At 45.2% G+C, this 14,040-nt stretch carries 15 protein-coding genes; 5 read left to right on the top strand and 10 right to left on the bottom strand.

Annotated elements, in window-relative coordinates; all coding sequences use genetic code 11:
* The first annotated feature begins 18 nt into the window (after positions 1–18).
* The 4 genes from DKT73_RS14960 to DKT73_RS14945 all read left to right on the top strand — a co-directional run bounded on the left by DKT73_RS14960 (position 19) and on the right by DKT73_RS14945 (position 4,639).
* The gene (locus DKT73_RS14960; RefSeq protein ID WP_111639353.1) at positions 19–678 is read left to right on the top strand and encodes a CoA transferase subunit B; all 660 of its coding nucleotides are present in this window, start codon (positions 19–21) and stop codon (positions 676–678) included.
* Positions 679–698: 20 nt separating this feature from the next.
* Positions 699–1,874 carry an acetyl-CoA C-acetyltransferase gene (locus tag DKT73_RS14955; RefSeq protein ID WP_111639352.1) on the top strand — a complete coding sequence of 392 codons (1,176 nt, stop codon included), beginning with the start codon at positions 699–701 and terminating at the stop codon, positions 1,872–1,874.
* A gap of 131 nt (positions 1,875–2,005) precedes the next feature.
* On the top strand, positions 2,006–3,382 hold the full coding sequence (locus DKT73_RS14950) for a short-chain fatty acid transporter (RefSeq protein WP_111639351.1): 1,377 nt from the start codon (positions 2,006–2,008) through the stop codon (positions 3,380–3,382).
* 228 nt (positions 3,383–3,610) lie between these two features.
* Positions 3,611–4,639: a lipid A deacylase LpxR family protein gene (locus tag DKT73_RS14945; protein ID WP_111639350.1), complete on the top strand. Its 1,029-nt coding sequence runs from the start codon at positions 3,611–3,613 to the stop codon at positions 4,637–4,639.
* Between the two features lie 67 nt (positions 4,640–4,706).
* Here DKT73_RS14945 and DKT73_RS14940 read toward each other — a convergent pair whose 3' ends face one another.
* Together DKT73_RS14940 and DKT73_RS14935 are read right to left on the bottom strand one after the other, a co-directional pair.
* The gene (locus DKT73_RS14940) at positions 4,707–5,327 is read right to left on the bottom strand and encodes a DsbA family protein (protein ID WP_111639349.1); all 621 of its coding nucleotides are present in this window, start codon (positions 5,325–5,327) and stop codon (positions 4,707–4,709) included.
* A complete protein-coding gene (locus DKT73_RS14935; RefSeq protein WP_111639348.1) occupies positions 5,321–6,187 on the bottom strand; it encodes an MBL fold metallo-hydrolase in 867 nt (288 codons plus the stop codon). The genes DKT73_RS14940 and DKT73_RS14935 overlap by 7 nt, the downstream gene beginning before the upstream one ends.
* A gap of 120 nt (positions 6,188–6,307) precedes the next feature.
* Between DKT73_RS14935 and DKT73_RS14930 the strand changes: the two genes are divergently transcribed.
* Positions 6,308–7,207 (top strand): LysR family transcriptional regulator, encoded by a 900-nt coding sequence (locus DKT73_RS14930; RefSeq protein WP_111639347.1) that lies wholly within the window; start codon positions 6,308–6,310, stop codon positions 7,205–7,207.
* A gap of 266 nt (positions 7,208–7,473) precedes the next feature.
* On the opposite strand, the gene DKT73_RS14925 is transcribed toward DKT73_RS14930, so the two are convergent.
* From DKT73_RS14925 to DKT73_RS14890, 8 genes are all read right to left on the bottom strand, one after another.
* On the bottom strand, positions 7,474–7,830 hold the full coding sequence (locus DKT73_RS14925; protein ID WP_111639346.1) for a HepT-like ribonuclease domain-containing protein: 357 nt from the start codon (positions 7,828–7,830) through the stop codon (positions 7,474–7,476).
* Complete coding sequence (locus DKT73_RS14920; protein WP_111639345.1) at positions 7,823–8,113, bottom strand: nucleotidyltransferase family protein; 291 nt, start codon at positions 8,111–8,113, stop codon at positions 7,823–7,825. Before DKT73_RS14920 ends, DKT73_RS14925 begins: the two co-directional genes overlap by 8 nt.
* Positions 8,114–8,145: 32 nt before the next feature.
* Positions 8,146–9,027, bottom strand: coding sequence for an inositol monophosphatase family protein (locus DKT73_RS14915; protein WP_111639344.1), 882 nt, complete (start codon positions 9,025–9,027; stop codon positions 8,146–8,148).
* A 131-nt stretch (positions 9,028–9,158) separates the two neighbouring features.
* A complete protein-coding gene (locus tag DKT73_RS14910) occupies positions 9,159–10,148 on the bottom strand; it encodes a 2-hydroxyacid dehydrogenase (RefSeq protein ID WP_111639343.1) in 990 nt (329 codons plus the stop codon).
* A 198-nt stretch (positions 10,149–10,346) separates the two neighbouring features.
* Entirely contained in the window at positions 10,347–10,802 is a 456-nt protein-coding gene (locus DKT73_RS14905; RefSeq protein WP_111639342.1) for a MarR family winged helix-turn-helix transcriptional regulator, read from the bottom strand.
* Between the two features lie 135 nt (positions 10,803–10,937).
* Complete coding sequence (locus DKT73_RS14900) at positions 10,938–12,257, bottom strand: TRAP transporter large permease (RefSeq protein WP_111639341.1); 1,320 nt, start codon at positions 12,255–12,257, stop codon at positions 10,938–10,940.
* Entirely contained in the window at positions 12,250–12,753 is a 504-nt protein-coding gene (locus DKT73_RS14895) for a TRAP transporter small permease (protein ID WP_111639340.1), read from the bottom strand. Before DKT73_RS14895 ends, DKT73_RS14900 begins: the two co-directional genes overlap by 8 nt.
* Positions 12,754–12,776: 23 nt before the next feature.
* Positions 12,777–13,814: a TRAP transporter substrate-binding protein gene (locus DKT73_RS14890; protein ID WP_111639339.1), complete on the bottom strand. Its 1,038-nt coding sequence runs from the start codon at positions 13,812–13,814 to the stop codon at positions 12,777–12,779.
* Between the last annotated feature and the right edge of the window lie 226 nt (positions 13,815–14,040).

Below are 14,040 nucleotides of genomic sequence, written 5' to 3'. Positions count from 1 at the left end.
TAAAAATAGAGGTTTCTTATGTCACTGACAAGAGAGCAAATGGCGCAACGTGTCGCCCAAGAATTACAAGACGGTTTTTACGTGAATCTTGGTATTGGTATTCCTACCTTAGTCGCTAATTATGTCCCAAAAGATATGGCGGTTATGTTGCAATCGGAAAATGGTTTGCTTGGCATGGGCGAGTTTCCCACCGAAGACACCATTGACGCGGATATGATCAATGCCGGCAAACAAACCGTGACCACAGTGAAAGGTGCGTCGATTTTCTCCTCTGCTGAATCCTTTGCCATGATACGTGGTGGCCATGTGGATTTAACCGTATTGGGGGCATTCGAAGTGGATGTGCACGGCAATATTGCGTCATGGATGATACCCAACAAATTGATCAAGGGCATGGGCGGCGCGATGGATTTAGTGGCGGGTGCGGAGAATATTATTGTTACCATGACTCATGCGTCTAAAGATGGTGAGTCCAAATTATTGTCGAATTGTTCCTTGCCACTGACTGGCAAGGGCTGTATTAAAAAAGTGCTCACGGATTTGGCTTGGCTGGAGATTGAAGAGGGCGCATTTGTCCTGAAAGAAAGAGCGCCAGGCGTGTCAGTGGAAGAGATTATTGAAAAGACTCAAGGCAAGCTTATTGTGCCGGATCATGTGCCAGAAATGGTTTTTGCCTAATAAAATGAAAGGAGTTTTTTATGAAAGCCGTTATCGTTGCTGCAGCACGAACCCCGATTGGTGCCTTTAATGGCGCGTTATCTTCGTTGAGCGCGGTGCAATTAGGCACTCAACTTTTGTCTGGCATGTTAGCCAAACAGCCTATTTTGAAAGATCACATTGAAGACGTGATTTTGGGACAAGTACTGGCGGCGGGTTGTGGTCAAAACCCAGCTCGTCAAACCGCCATACATGCAGGATTACCTAAGCATGTCTCTGCCATGACGATTAATAAAGTCTGCGGCTCTGGCTTAAAAGCCGTGCAATTGGCGGCACAAGCTGTGCTGAATGGCGACGCTAAAATGGTCGTGGCGGGTGGACAGGAAAGCATGAGCCAAGCCGCCCATGTGTTACCAAACAGTCGCTCAGGCAAAAAAATGGGCAACTGGGAATTGTTGGATTCCATGGTAACTGACGGTTTGTGGGATGCCTTTAACGATTATCACATGGGCCAAACAGCGGAAAATATCGCCAATCGTTGGGAGATTAGTCGTCAAGAACAAGATGTCTTCGCTGCCAACTCCCAACAAAAAGCCGCCCAAGCACAGACTGCTGGACGCTTTGTTGAAGAGATACTTGCTATTTCAGTTCCTCAGCGTAAAGGCGATCCCGTTATTGTCGACGCAGACGAGCAGATTCGTCCCGATACAACAGCGGAATCTCTTGGCAAGCTGCGTGCAGCGTTTACCAAAGAGGGCACGGTGACGGCAGGGAATGCGTCTACGTTGAACGATGGCGCGGCCATGGTGATTGTGACATCCGATGAAGAGGCGAAACGTTTGGGCTTGCCGATTCTTGCTGTGATTGAAGCGGCAAGCAGTGCGGGAGTGGATCCTGAGATTATGGGGACTGGCCCGATCGCTGCCACGCAAAAAGTACTCAGCAAAGCCAATTGGCAAGTGGCGGATTTGGATCTAATTGAAGCCAACGAAGCTTTTGCCGTGCAAGCCCTTTGTGTCAATAAAGAACTGGGTCTGGATCCCAACAAGGTCAACGTCAACGGTGGCGCCGTGGCGCTAGGACATCCGATTGGGGCGTCTGGCTGCCGAATTCTAGTTACATTGCTCCATGAAATGCAGCGTCAAGATCTTAAAAAAGGACTGGCGACTTTGTGTATTGGCGGCGGTATGGGTGTAGCGATGCTGGTGTCTCGTTAGAACGTTTGTCAGAAAATGGAAATCAATAAAGGCAACAAGGTGAGGCAGAGAAGTAACGACTGTTCGTCTGTCTGGCTTTGCTGCTTTTGCTTTTTCGTCCAATAAAAAATATAAAAAAATAGGATAAACCGATGAATAATACTCTTGAACAAAAACAAACCGGCTTACAAAAAGTGAGTCAATTTTTTGTCGCGCTTTTACAGCGCTATCTACCCGATCCTTTCATTTTTGCCATTGTATTGACCTTTGTGGTCTTTCTTTTTGTGATGCCAAGCACTGGACAAGGGCCGATGCAGGTAGTGAATGCGTGGGCGGGGGGCTTTTGGAGTTTACTGAGCTTCTCAATGCAGATGGCGATGGTGGTTGTTACGGGTCATGCCATGGCGAGCGCACCCGCGTTTAAACGTAAATTGGCTATGTTGGCGGGTGTGGCAACGACGCCAGGCCAAGCCATAATTTTAGTCACGGTGATCAGTGCGATGGCGTGCTGGGTGAACTGGGGGTTTGGCTTAGTCGTCGGCGCTATTTTTGCCAAAGAAATCGCCGCTCGTGTAAAGGGCGTGGATTATCGTTTGTTGATCGCCTCAGCTTACAGTGGCTTTTTGTTCTGGCATGGTGGTTTGTCTGGCTCGATTCCACTGTCTATTGCGGGCGGTGCGAACATAGAAAAAGTCACCAATGGCGCGGTGACGGCGGCGATTCCAACCTCTGAAACTATTTTCTCCACCATGAACCTCACCATCTTGGCGGTGATGTTTGTCACTATTCCCTTATTGAATCGTTTGATGCACCCAGCACCGCAAGACACCATCACGATTGATACCGAATTGTTGAAAGAACAAGCCGTTGAAACGCCGAATAAAGCGGATATGACGCCAGCTGAGCGTTTAGAAAACAGCCGTGTTTTGTCGTTATCACTTGGGGTAATGGGCTTTGCTTACATTATTTATTATTTTATCGACAATGGTTTTGCATTGAATTTGAATTTGGTCAACTTTATCTTTTTGTTTTCTGCCATTTTGTTACACGGCACACCAAAAAGCTTGTTGATTTCGATTTCTCAAGGTGCCCGTAATTGTTCAGGGATTTTATTGCAGTTTCCGTTTTACGCAGGGATCATGGGGATGATGACTGCAACGGGAGATTCAGGTGCGTCATTGGCTGGGGTGATTTCTCAGGCCTTTGTGTCCATTTCGAATGAAACGACCTTTCCTTTATTTACTTTCTTGAGTGCCGGCATCGTTAACTTCTTTGTTCCTTCCGGTGGTGGTCAGTGGGCGGTACAAGCGCCAATCATGATGCCAGCAGGGGCTGCATTGGGTGTGGATGCCGCGAAAACCGCCATGGCGATTGCTTGGGGCGATGCATGGACAAACATGATTCAACCATTCTGGGCGTTGCCTGCGTTAGCCATTGCTGGGCTGGGTGCGAAAGATGTCATGGGTTATTGCTTGATGGCGTTAATAGGGTCTGGCGTTATTATTTCACTTGGGTTCCTAATCTTCTAAAAAAAGTGAGTTATCGCATTTTATAGCGTATTCAAAAGCCACTATTCGCAACATCTGAATAGTGGCTTTTTAGCTTGTGAACAAGGTGCACAAAATAAGTATGTTTTTGTGGGTATTCTGAAATATTATCCTTTTATGGTTTTATTGTTATAAATGATATTTGCCCCCTCCTGTTGCATTAAATCGTCTTATAATAGGCCGCATTGACAGTAATGAAATGGGTGAGAAATGGAAGCGGCACGAACGGGAAGGCATCAATTTAAAAACACGATATCATTGTTTAAACACTGTTTTTTAGGTGTCTCCTTACTGTTGGGATTGCCAGTTCACGCTGATACGCATTGGCTGTCAGCGACATTAGACAATGATTTTTTTGTCAATGAAGACAATGGTTACACCAACGGAATCTATGTCTCTTATTTTGACGTTAATGATACCCCTGATAAAGCGCCACAACCTGGTTTTATGGTGAGGCCGTTGATGTGGAGTATGCCCAGTCAACGCCCGAATACCTCCATTAACATCTATAGTGGTGGTCAAACACTGACAACGCCCTACGATATCGAAGTAGAGGTGCCTGCCGAAGGGACCTTTCCTTATTCTGCGCTATTGAGTTTTACCAATACTTATATTGCTGTTATGCCGGATTATGCTGACAGAGTTGCCACCACCGTTGGACTGGTTGGGCCTCTCGCAATGGGAGAGCAAACTCAAAAAGCGGTGCATCGGGTGATCAGCGCCAAAAATCCAAAGGGTTGGGATACACAATTAGAAAATGAACTGGTATTTGAGTTATCGCGTGGTCGAACTTGGCGGTCTTGGGTGTCCGATAGTGGTCATACAGACTTATTAACGGGCGCAGCAATGAGTGTTGGTACGTTAAGAAGTTCTGTCAGCAGCGGCTTCATGTTGCGTTATGGTCGAAGTCTTGATGACTCTTTTTCTACCGTATTACTTGTTGACTCTAGAACGTCTAATCCCATTGCCGTCAGCAAAGGCTGGTTTGTTTTTGCGGGTGTTGAAGTCGGTTATACTTTTAACCAAATATTCACCGACGGGAATACCTTTCGTGACAGCCGCTCGATAGATTACGATCATAACAATAATATGTTCACGTCTGGGGTGACGTATTCTTGGGGAGACGCTGCATTGTCTTTTGCTATTAATTCTCCCTTTAGCTTTAGTAGCGACGAGCATGATCGAGAAATGGATAAGTATACGCGTTATGGTACTTTAACGTTTGCTTGGCAGATTTAACGGTTTATTGCTAAGCATAAGAAAACCTTCTTTACTCATGCAAAGAAGGTTTTGGGGTGTTAAACACTCAGATAAAGTCAGTCAAATAGTTTGTCCATTCCCGTGTTTTGCCATAATAATAACTATGAGAGAGGCGTTGTAGCTTTCCGTCTTTTTCAATCACTAAGGTTGGGTAACCACTGACTCCCATTGTTGCCATTAATTGATGGCTTTGTTTTACCTGCTCTAGCATGTTCGCTTCAGAGCCTGCCATTTTTTCTTCCCAAATCGTTTTATCCAACCCCATAGAAACCGCTAGATCCGCTAAAGCATTCAAGTCATCCAGATGTTGGCCATCTTGGTAATGTGCTTTTTGAATCGCTGCTAGCATCTTGTGGGCTTCGATACCCATGTCTTGACCAACAAGAAAGGCGCGAGTTGTGGCATACGAATCCACGATAAAATCACCAGCGCCTGCCACTCTCGCTTTATAAGCATCACCAAAGTGTGTTTTTGTCATGGTGGCAATTTGGCTATCAGCCTGCAAAATATGCTGTCTAAAAGAAGGCTCAATCGCGCGCTTTGGAATCATCCCACCGGGGTGATAGATAATCTCGAACTCAGGATGATTGGCGAGCACCTCAATCAGAGCAGATGCGCCATAGCACCAGCCACACATAGGGTCAAAGAAGTAGTGAACCCTTACCATTTCATTTCGCCTTTATGCACTTTTGCTGCGATGTCTAGGTTCAACGCACCTTGCGCATCTGGGTATTTCGTTGTCATCGTGTTAATCAATTCAGCGCTGTCTTTGCTGTCTTTTTTCGCTTTTTGAAAAGCCGTTATGTAGTTAAGCGAGAAAGTGATGTTGTCTGCCGTCAGCTCAGTGCCTTGAGTCATATGACCAGGAATCACCATGCTAGGCTGCAGTGCCAGCATTTCTTGTAGTTGTGCCTTCCAAGCGGCTTGAGATTCATCAGACTGAGCATCGGCCATCCATAAATGAATATTGCCGAAGACCGCTACGTTTCCTAAGATCGTTTTGTTTGCCGGAATCCAAAGGTAAGGGCGGTGAGCCAATACACCTTCAGTACCACGAATCTCAATAGTCTGACCATCAACAGTCAAAGTAGATTGAGTGTAAGCCGTAGGAACGATAGGTGCGACAGGTGCGTTCGCGCCCATTTTGGGTCCCCAGAAAGCCAATTTCCCTGCCAGTTTTTCTTCAATGACTTTTTTCACCGCGGGTGTCGTGATGATGTCCGCTTTAGGGAAAATATCATGCAGTGTTTCTGCACCAAAGTAGTAATCTGGATCGGCTTGGCTGATGAAAATTGTTTTTAGTTCTTTTTTCGAATCCAATACTTTAGCGGCAATGCGCAAGGCGTCGGCTTTAGTAAAACCTGCATCAATCACCATGGCTTCGGTATCGCCATAAACCAAGGTAGAAGTGACGCCAAAGCTACCTGCATTGGCGTTATAGACATCCAGTGTTAATGGCTGAGTGTCTGCGGCAACAGCAGAATGAGCGATAAGGGCAGAAGCGGCTAATGTCATCAATTTTTTCATCTTTCTCTCCAAAGAGTGATTGTGTAATTCATGTGACCATCATAGAGAATTGACGTGTTCGGAAAAATACACAATCATGAGCATGATTGTTTCTTATATCGTGCAAATAGGTGTATAAAAATGGACAGAGTAATCGCTGCCAAAGTCTTTATCGATGTTGCCCAATCGCGGAGTTTTTCCCGTACGGCCGATCGATTAAATATGTCGCGCCCAATGGTCACACGCTATATCGAAGCCATGGAAGACTGGCTGAAGATTCGTTTATTGCATCGCACGACACGAAAAATATCCCTCACCAGCGCGGGCGAAGCTTGCTTAAAAGACGTGGAACAGTGGTTGGAGCAAGCGGATAATATTATCGCTTTGGTGAATACCAGTGATGAGTTGTCTGGCGTGGTGCGAATCACCTCCAGTATGTCGTTTGGTTTTTCCCAACTCATGCGAGCCATTCAAGACTTTATGGAGCAACATCCTAAAGTTCATATTGATATCGATTTAGAAGACAGCACGGCCGATTTAACCGAAAAAAGCATTGACCTTGCGATACGCATTGCCTCGAATCCAGATCCTTCATTAATCGGCAAACCCATTGCTGTGTGTGAATCCGTGTTGGTGGCGTCTCCCGCGTATCTTGAAAAAGTGCAACAAACAATAGGCGACATTACCCATCCACAAGACCTAATACACCATCAATGCTTGGGCTACAAAAATTTAGCACGTCACATCTGGCACCTATCTCAGCATGACCACTTTGAATCGGTCTCTTTGGATTGTCGTTTAAGTATCAATGAAGCCACAGCGCTTTTGCATGCCACATTGAATGGCATGGGAGTGTGTTTACAGCCGACGTATTTGGCTAATCGTTATATTCAAAACGGCCGCTTAAGCCATGTTTTGCCGGATTGGAAACCTAAAGACCTCACCATCTACGCGCTGTATTCCTCACGAAAACACCTATCGCCCAACGTACGCGCTTTAATTGATCATCTAGAAAGCTACTTTGCTAAGCATCCTTGGTAATAACTTACCCAATAACCATGAAAGGATTCCGCAATTTGAATTTTTGAAGGGTTAGGGAGGGGGAAAGTTGGTAAAAGCAGCTTAGAACGAGTCATTACCCTGACTAAGTACGTGTTTCGTAAATAACCACCCCAGTTTCTCGAATCTGTTTTAACAAGGCTTGGTTGGTGAGGTTGTTTTCATCAACTAAGTCGATCATGTATGGGCTGTTCAAATCGTCGAGTTCAAGACGAAGCGTGGGGATGATGACAGCTAGTGAGCGCTGCTTATCTCATTGTGTTCGCAGATATAATACGCAGAGCTGATAACAGAGCAGGGATTTCATCGACAATAATGCTCCAGAGAATATCATCATCTACGCCTAAATAGCCGTGAATCAGACGGTTGCGTGTTGCCACTATCATTCTCCAAGGGATGTCACTGTTTTCAGAGCGAATAGTGTCAGGTATGTGCGTAGCAGCTTCGCCTATTAATTCAATATTTCTAAGCGTTGCATCGTATGTGAGGTTATTGCTGATAAAACTTGCTTGATTCATACCTTCTGTATAGGAAAGTACTTTCTCGGCGAAGCCGATCATATCGTCAATATAGAGTCGCCACTCTCTTTGTCCTGCTTCAAACATTGACTTTATCTCTCTCTACATAAGGTCGAAGTTCTGGTCTTAATGCTTTATCCGTCACTAAATCAACTGGGCAACCAAGTAAGTCTTCTAAATAAAATTGAACGCCAAAATAGCGTTTTGCCGTGGCGCAGCCATCAAAGGTGACTAACACATCAATATCACTCTGTGGCGATGCAGTGTTGCGTGCAGTAGAACCAAACAAGGCTAGGTCGATAACACCATAGCGCCTTGCTAATTCTTTTTTACTCTCTGCTAGTATTTGTAAAGCACGATGCTTATCCATACTTAACGCCCATGTTGTTGTGTTGAAAGTAATTATAGCGTGAATTTAGTATTCAGCGACAAAAACCACTCTGCCAACGCTTGCCATTGTTGTTCTGATTGAGCGGCGAGCATTTCTCCATCGAGCATGGTTGGGCTGTATTCTTGGCCGTCGAGTGTTCGGCAGATGCCACCCACTTCGGTGTGAATCAGTACGCCAGCCGCGTGATCCCATGGTAGCATTTTGTAGGTGAGGCTGAAGTGAAAGTGACCTTGGGCAATTTGTCGATACGCTGGGCAAGAGGGCAAGTTATTGATGCGCACAAAGCGAGAAGCTTTTAGGGCGAAGTCTTGTTTTTTCTGACCAGTATAAGAGTTGACCGACATGATGCCGAAAAGTTTGTCGAGGTTAAGCTCTGCGTCTGAGTGTATTTGCAAGGCCAAAGGCGCTTGTGCGGGCGTTTGATGCTTGCCTTTTTCACTCATAGCGGTACGTTGGAAAAACGCCCCTTCGCCTAGGTTGGCGTAAATCCAGTCGTCGTTGACTGGGTCATAAAGTAAGCCGAAACGTGTGACGCCTTTTACCACTACGGCGAGTATTAGGCCGAACTCAGGCGAACCATGAGCGTAATTCCATGTGCCGTCGATGGGGTCGATGATGACACAGGTGTCAGCGGTGGCAATTTTATCTGTGGTGGATGGATCGTCGGCGACGGCTTCTTCGCCGACGATGTCCCAATCGGGAAAGGCCTGTTGGATTTCTTTGGTAATAAAGGCTTCGCTGGCTTTGTCAGCCACTGTGACTAGATCGGTGAGGCTGCTTTTGGTGTCTACATCGGCCGCGCTGAGTTGGCGAAAGTTGGGCATGACAATCTCTTGACCCGCGCGACGGACGATGGCGATCAGTCTTTCTTGCGTTGCTTTATCGAGATTCATCTTTCGTCACTCCTTTTCCATTCTCCAAGGTTCACAAATTATACGTGATGAGCAAGACGAATGGTTTATTGAATCTCGATTATTCTGTGATGTTTTTGTTACCTCATTTCTGAAGAGTCAGAAGAACAGGCTTACGCCAATTGCCTTGCGCCGCTGCTGTCACTTTGGTGGTGCAGTAAGTTGTTGACGGTGGTTTGGGCGATGTGGTTCAGTGCTTCAATGGTGAAGTAGCCTTGATGGCCTGTCACGACGACGTTTGGAAAGGTAAGCATGAGCTGGAAGACGCTGTCTTGGATGATGTGGGAAGACATGTCTTCAAAGAAGATTTTGTTTTCTTGTTCGTAGACATCTAAGCCTAAATAGCCGATTTTTCCACTGTACAGTGCATCGATGGCTTCTTGTGCGTGAACCAATGCGCCTCGACTGGTATTGATGATCATCACGCCGTCTTTCATTTTGTCTAGGCTGTGTTTGTTGATGAGGTGATGGGTGGAGGCGTTTAAAGGGCAATGCAGGCTGATGATGTCACTGTGTTGGTAGATTTCTTCCAATGTGATGTATTCGCAGCCATGATCAATCAGCGCTTGTGAAGGGGATAGATCATAGCATAAAACTCGGCAGCCAAAGCCTTTCATGATGCGGCAAAATGCGGCGCCAATGCGTCCTGTGCCAATACAGCCAACGGTTTTTCCTTCTAAGTTAAAACCCATTAGTCCTTCAAGGGCAAAGTTGCCTTCTTTGACTCGGTGATAGGCACGATGGGTTTTGCGATTCAGTGTCATGATCAGAGCAACAGCGTGTTCGGCGACGGACGTTGGGCTGTAATCGGGCACGTGGAATACCTTGATGCCTTGGGTTTTGGCCGCTTCTAGGTCGACGTTATTAAATCCAGCGCAGCGTAATGCAATGGTGTTAACCCCTTGTTGTTTTAACAGACGGATGACTTCGGCATTGACGTCGTCGTTGACAAAACAAGACACCGCATCGAAGCCCTGTACTAAGCTGATGGTCTCCATGCTGAGGCGACTTTCAAAATAGGTCATGGATAAGTCGGCTTCGTTTGTAAAACTGGCAAGGGTTCTTTTGTCGTAGGGTTTGCAGGAGAAAACAGCAACTTTCATAAAACGTGATCCTGTCGTTTTGTTCGAAAAGGTTTGCTTATTTATAGCGTAAAAATATCAATGGCGCTTGTTTTTAAGTGGTAAACCTTGACGTAGGGCAATAGACAAAAGGAAAGGTCTCAGAATCCTTAAAACTATAAGAAAGTAAGTGCCTACTGGATAGGGCGTTTTAAGCATTCTGATCAAAGAAGTGTTTGTTCATTGAGACAATATGTCTAATGTTTTCAGTAGCCATTCTAGTTCTTGTTCACTTTCTAAGCGTGATGCCATGACTTTTTCGTGTTCCATAACGCGACCACTGAGAGTAGCGAAGAATTTTTCGCCTTTTTTGGTCATAAACAGAGCATACGAACGGCGATCATTTATCGCTGGGCGGCGTTCTAAAATGTCCATTTTTTCAAGTTTATCAACCGCGGCAACCATGGCCGATCTGTCATTACCAAGCGCTTGAGCGACAGCGGTTTGCGTCAAACCTGGGTTGCGTTCCACAATAGCAATAATGGCAAATAAACCCGGGCTAATGCCTAAATCTGAACAAACTTCAGCAAATTTACTAAAAAAGTTCATTTGAGCACGACGAAGGCGATAGCCAACGAGGGTATTGAGTATGCCAAAATCTACGGATTGGTCTGTTTTGTTTGTGTCGTCAGCCATTTGAATCTCATTCTTTTTATTGGGTAAACGGGCATTGTAATATAAAAATCAATATTGGTGTAATGCCAAATTGTTGAGCTTTATATAAATAGTAAAAAGCTGGCAAACCGCCAGCTTTTTTAACCCTATGCTAGATTAGCCAATCAGATGAACCAATCCTAAGCTGATGCTTGGGAAGAGGATCAGTAAGGCGACCCTGACGAAGTCAGAGATTAAGAAGGGAATCACGCCTTTAAAGCAGTCTTTTAGTTTTAGCGCATCATCAAAGGATTTGATAATGAACACGTTCATACCGACTGGAGGCGTAATCAATCCTACTTCTACGACGATTAACGCGAGTATCCCAAACCAAATTCCCAAGTCCGCTTGCGGTATGCCGAAATCCATCACCATGATAATAGGGAAATAGATAGGGATCGTCAGTAAGATCATGGCGAGACTGTCTAAGAAACACCCCATTACCAAGTAAGTCAATAGCATACAGACGAGTATGGTATAAGGCGATAAACCAGAATTCTGTATCAGTTCAACTCCTAGATCTGGTAATCGTGATAGGGCAATAAAGACACTAAAAAGATCGGCTCCTAATACGATGAAGAAGATCATTGCAGAAGAAACAGCGGTGCGCATTAAGCAGACCAGTAGCCCATCTAAACGCATCTTGCCATGAGTAAGTGCAAGAATGGCCGTTAAAATCACCCCGACGGAAGCGGCTTCAGTGGGGGTGAAAATCCCCATATAAATACCACCCAATACGGTTAAGAAAATGCCCGTAATGTGCCACACGTCTTTTGTGGATTTGATTTTCTGAGCCCAAGTGGTTTTCTCGCCACGAGGACCAGAATTTGGATAAATTCGCACATAAATAGCAATGGCGAGAATGTAGCCACCCGCGGCTAAAAAGCCCGGTATAAAAGCTGCAATAAACATTTTTGAAATGTTTTGCTCGGTCAGTACCGCGAAAATGATCAACACCATGGACGGCGGAATTAGGATACCTAAAGTACCGCCTGCCGCGAGTGCACCAGCGGCTAAGCTGCCAGAGTAATTAAGGCGCTTCATTTCAGGTAGTGCCACTTTTCCCATGGTCGATGCGGTTGCCAAAGACGAGCCACAAATGGCGCCAAAAGCAGCACACCCTGCAATAGCAGCCATGGCGATGCCACCCCGTTGACGACCAATCCAAGTGTTGCAAGTACGAAACAGTTCAGCAGTAATACCTGAACGGGTTGCCAGCTCACCCATCAACAAAAATAAGGGGACAACCGACAAGTCGTAAGTGGAAAATTTAGAAATAGGCGCCGTACCAAGATATTCCAACAAAGCTGGAAAGCCGCCAATCAGCGAATAACCTACCGCGCCACAGACGAGCATGGTTAACGCAATTGGAATTCGGATGCTCATTAGAACGAGCAGGGCTGCCATCATGAAAAAGGCCAGCTCAATATTACTCATGTTTGCCTCCAACGAACGCGTGGAACAGATTATACAGACCACACATGCCACAAAGTGCCATGGTGACAACGCCAACAACGTATATCCACCAAGTCGGTAAGGCGAGTAACATAGATTGCTCCATGTACTCCTTGGCTTCGAGTCCGCTTAAGCTCATTCGATAGGCAAAGAGAAACGCTACTACGGTAAAAATCAAATCGCTCAGCGTATCTAATTTAAACAGCGTGCTTGGTTTGCAATGTGCTGTAAATAGATCAACCACAACATGGCCTTTTCTGATGTAACATTCAGGCAGAAAGAGAAATATTGCCATGGCAAGACCCATTTCAGTGATTTCATAATCGCCTTCAATCGATTGACCAATGGTTGTTCTACCGATAATGCTGGCGACGGTGATCACCGCCAGCATTAACATGATAAAACCACCCGTTAGCGCAAATAGATTCGACAAACGACCTAGAACAGATCTGTGTATGTCTACAGTTAATTTGATCATGCTAACTCATCCAACTCGATGGCTTAAAAGTTTTGGTATTTTTGAATAAGCGAGTTTGCTTTATCCAAAAGACGTTGAGCCTCGTAGCCTTCCTTGTTCATATCTTCTATCCATTGTGTCGTAACCGGCGCCAGTGTTGTCTTCCAATGTTCGTATTCAGCACCCTCGATGGTGTTGAAAGTATTGCCACGATCAACCGCTTCTTTACGAGCCCCAACTTCATAAGCATCAAAGGCGTCGCCGATAAAGCCTGCTAAAGGAACACCAGAGTTTTGATCAATGACCTTTTTAAGATCGTCAGGCAACTTGGCGTAGCTGTCTTTGTTCATCGCGAAAATGAAGAATTGAGTATAGAAGCCTCGGTCGCCTTTAAACTCGGTTTGGTGTGTCGCCAACTCTTGAATTTTAAGTGGTTTAACGACTTCAAATGGCAGCGCAGTGACATCAATAACCCCTTTGGAAAGGGCGCTTGGCATGGTTGGTACAGGCATAAATACCGTGTTGGCACCAATGATGTTTAAGGCGTCAGCAAGCATTTTGTTAGGGGCTCGAACTTTAAGACCTTTAAGATCTTCTAATGTTTTAATGTCTTTTTCACGAGAGTGAAGTGAGCCTGGGAAATGCGTGTGCATTGCAAGTAAGTGAACGTCTTTTAGTTCATCTTGCATTTCTGTTTCGGCGTATTCTTGTAATGCCATACTGGTAACGCGAGCATTAACAGGCACAAAAGGCAATTCAAATACGGTGGCTTTAGGGAAACGTCCAGGCGTATAACCACCCACGGTCCAAGTGACGTCAATAATACCTTTGCGGACTTGGTCGAATAACTGTGGAGGGCTACCGCCTAATTGCATAGAAGGGTAAAGCTCAATGTGAATACGACCGTTGGAATCTTTTTCAACTTGTTCAGCCCAAGGCTGCAAGAAGTTAGCGTGCGCATTAGACGCTGGTGGCAGCATGTGATGCAGCTTGAATGTATATTCAGGGTTCGCCGCGATGGCATTGATTGACAGGATTGAGCCTGCAAGAAGCGCCAAGCTTTTTAGTTTTATTTTATTCATTTTAATCACCTGATTGTTTTTGTTATGTAAGTGCTTTTTTATGCTTTCTAGAGGAAGGATAGATACATTGACTAACCTTCCTCTTTGTTATTCCTTCCTAAGAATAATACCTTTTTGACACAAATTGTTGTGCTTTTCAACAATCGCCTTTATAGAATTTTCACTCAAGGTATTCAAAAAAAGTAACGCCTCTAAAAAAAGTTTGTAAAAAAAATAGTTGTAATGT

The organism is Marinomonas shanghaiensis, assembly GCF_003259175.1.
In the GTDB taxonomy this organism is placed as follows: domain Bacteria; phylum Pseudomonadota; class Gammaproteobacteria; order Pseudomonadales; family Marinomonadaceae; genus Marinomonas; species Marinomonas shanghaiensis.
This window is presented reverse-complemented; position numbering and strand designations above follow the sequence as displayed.

Bases quoted from the DNA above. Each gene is read 5' to 3' on its own strand.
- DKT73_RS14960 (WP_111639353.1), top strand. From the start codon at position 19: ATGTCACTGACAAGAGAGCAAATGGCGCAACGTGTCGCCCAAGAATTA.
- DKT73_RS14955 (WP_111639352.1), top strand. From the start codon at position 699: ATGAAAGCCGTTATCGTTGCTGCAGCACGAACCCCGATTGGTGCCTTT.
- DKT73_RS14950 (WP_111639351.1), top strand. From the start codon at position 2,006: ATGAATAATACTCTTGAACAAAAACAAACCGGCTTACAAAAAGTGAGT.
- DKT73_RS14945 (WP_111639350.1), top strand. From the start codon at position 3,611: ATGGAAGCGGCACGAACGGGAAGGCATCAATTTAAAAACACGATATCA.
- DKT73_RS14940 (WP_111639349.1), bottom strand. From the start codon at position 5,327: ATGGTAAGGGTTCACTACTTCTTTGACCCTATGTGTGGCTGGTGCTAT.
- DKT73_RS14935 (WP_111639348.1), bottom strand. From the start codon at position 6,187: ATGAAAAAATTGATGACATTAGCCGCTTCTGCCCTTATCGCTCATTCT.
- DKT73_RS14930 (WP_111639347.1), top strand. From the start codon at position 6,308: ATGGACAGAGTAATCGCTGCCAAAGTCTTTATCGATGTTGCCCAATCG.
- DKT73_RS14925 (WP_111639346.1), bottom strand. From the start codon at position 7,830: ATGTTTGAAGCAGGACAAAGAGAGTGGCGACTCTATATTGACGATATG.
- DKT73_RS14920 (WP_111639345.1), bottom strand. From the start codon at position 8,113: ATGGATAAGCATCGTGCTTTACAAATACTAGCAGAGAGTAAAAAAGAA.
- DKT73_RS14915 (WP_111639344.1), bottom strand. From the start codon at position 9,027: ATGAATCTCGATAAAGCAACGCAAGAAAGACTGATCGCCATCGTCCGT.
- DKT73_RS14910 (WP_111639343.1), bottom strand. From the start codon at position 10,148: ATGAAAGTTGCTGTTTTCTCCTGCAAACCCTACGACAAAAGAACCCTT.
- DKT73_RS14905 (WP_111639342.1), bottom strand. From the start codon at position 10,802: ATGGCTGACGACACAAACAAAACAGACCAATCCGTAGATTTTGGCATA.
- DKT73_RS14900 (WP_111639341.1), bottom strand. From the start codon at position 12,257: ATGAGTAATATTGAGCTGGCCTTTTTCATGATGGCAGCCCTGCTCGTT.
- DKT73_RS14895 (WP_111639340.1), bottom strand. From the start codon at position 12,753: ATGATCAAATTAACTGTAGACATACACAGATCTGTTCTAGGTCGTTTG.
- DKT73_RS14890 (WP_111639339.1), bottom strand. From the start codon at position 13,814: ATGAATAAAATAAAACTAAAAAGCTTGGCGCTTCTTGCAGGCTCAATC.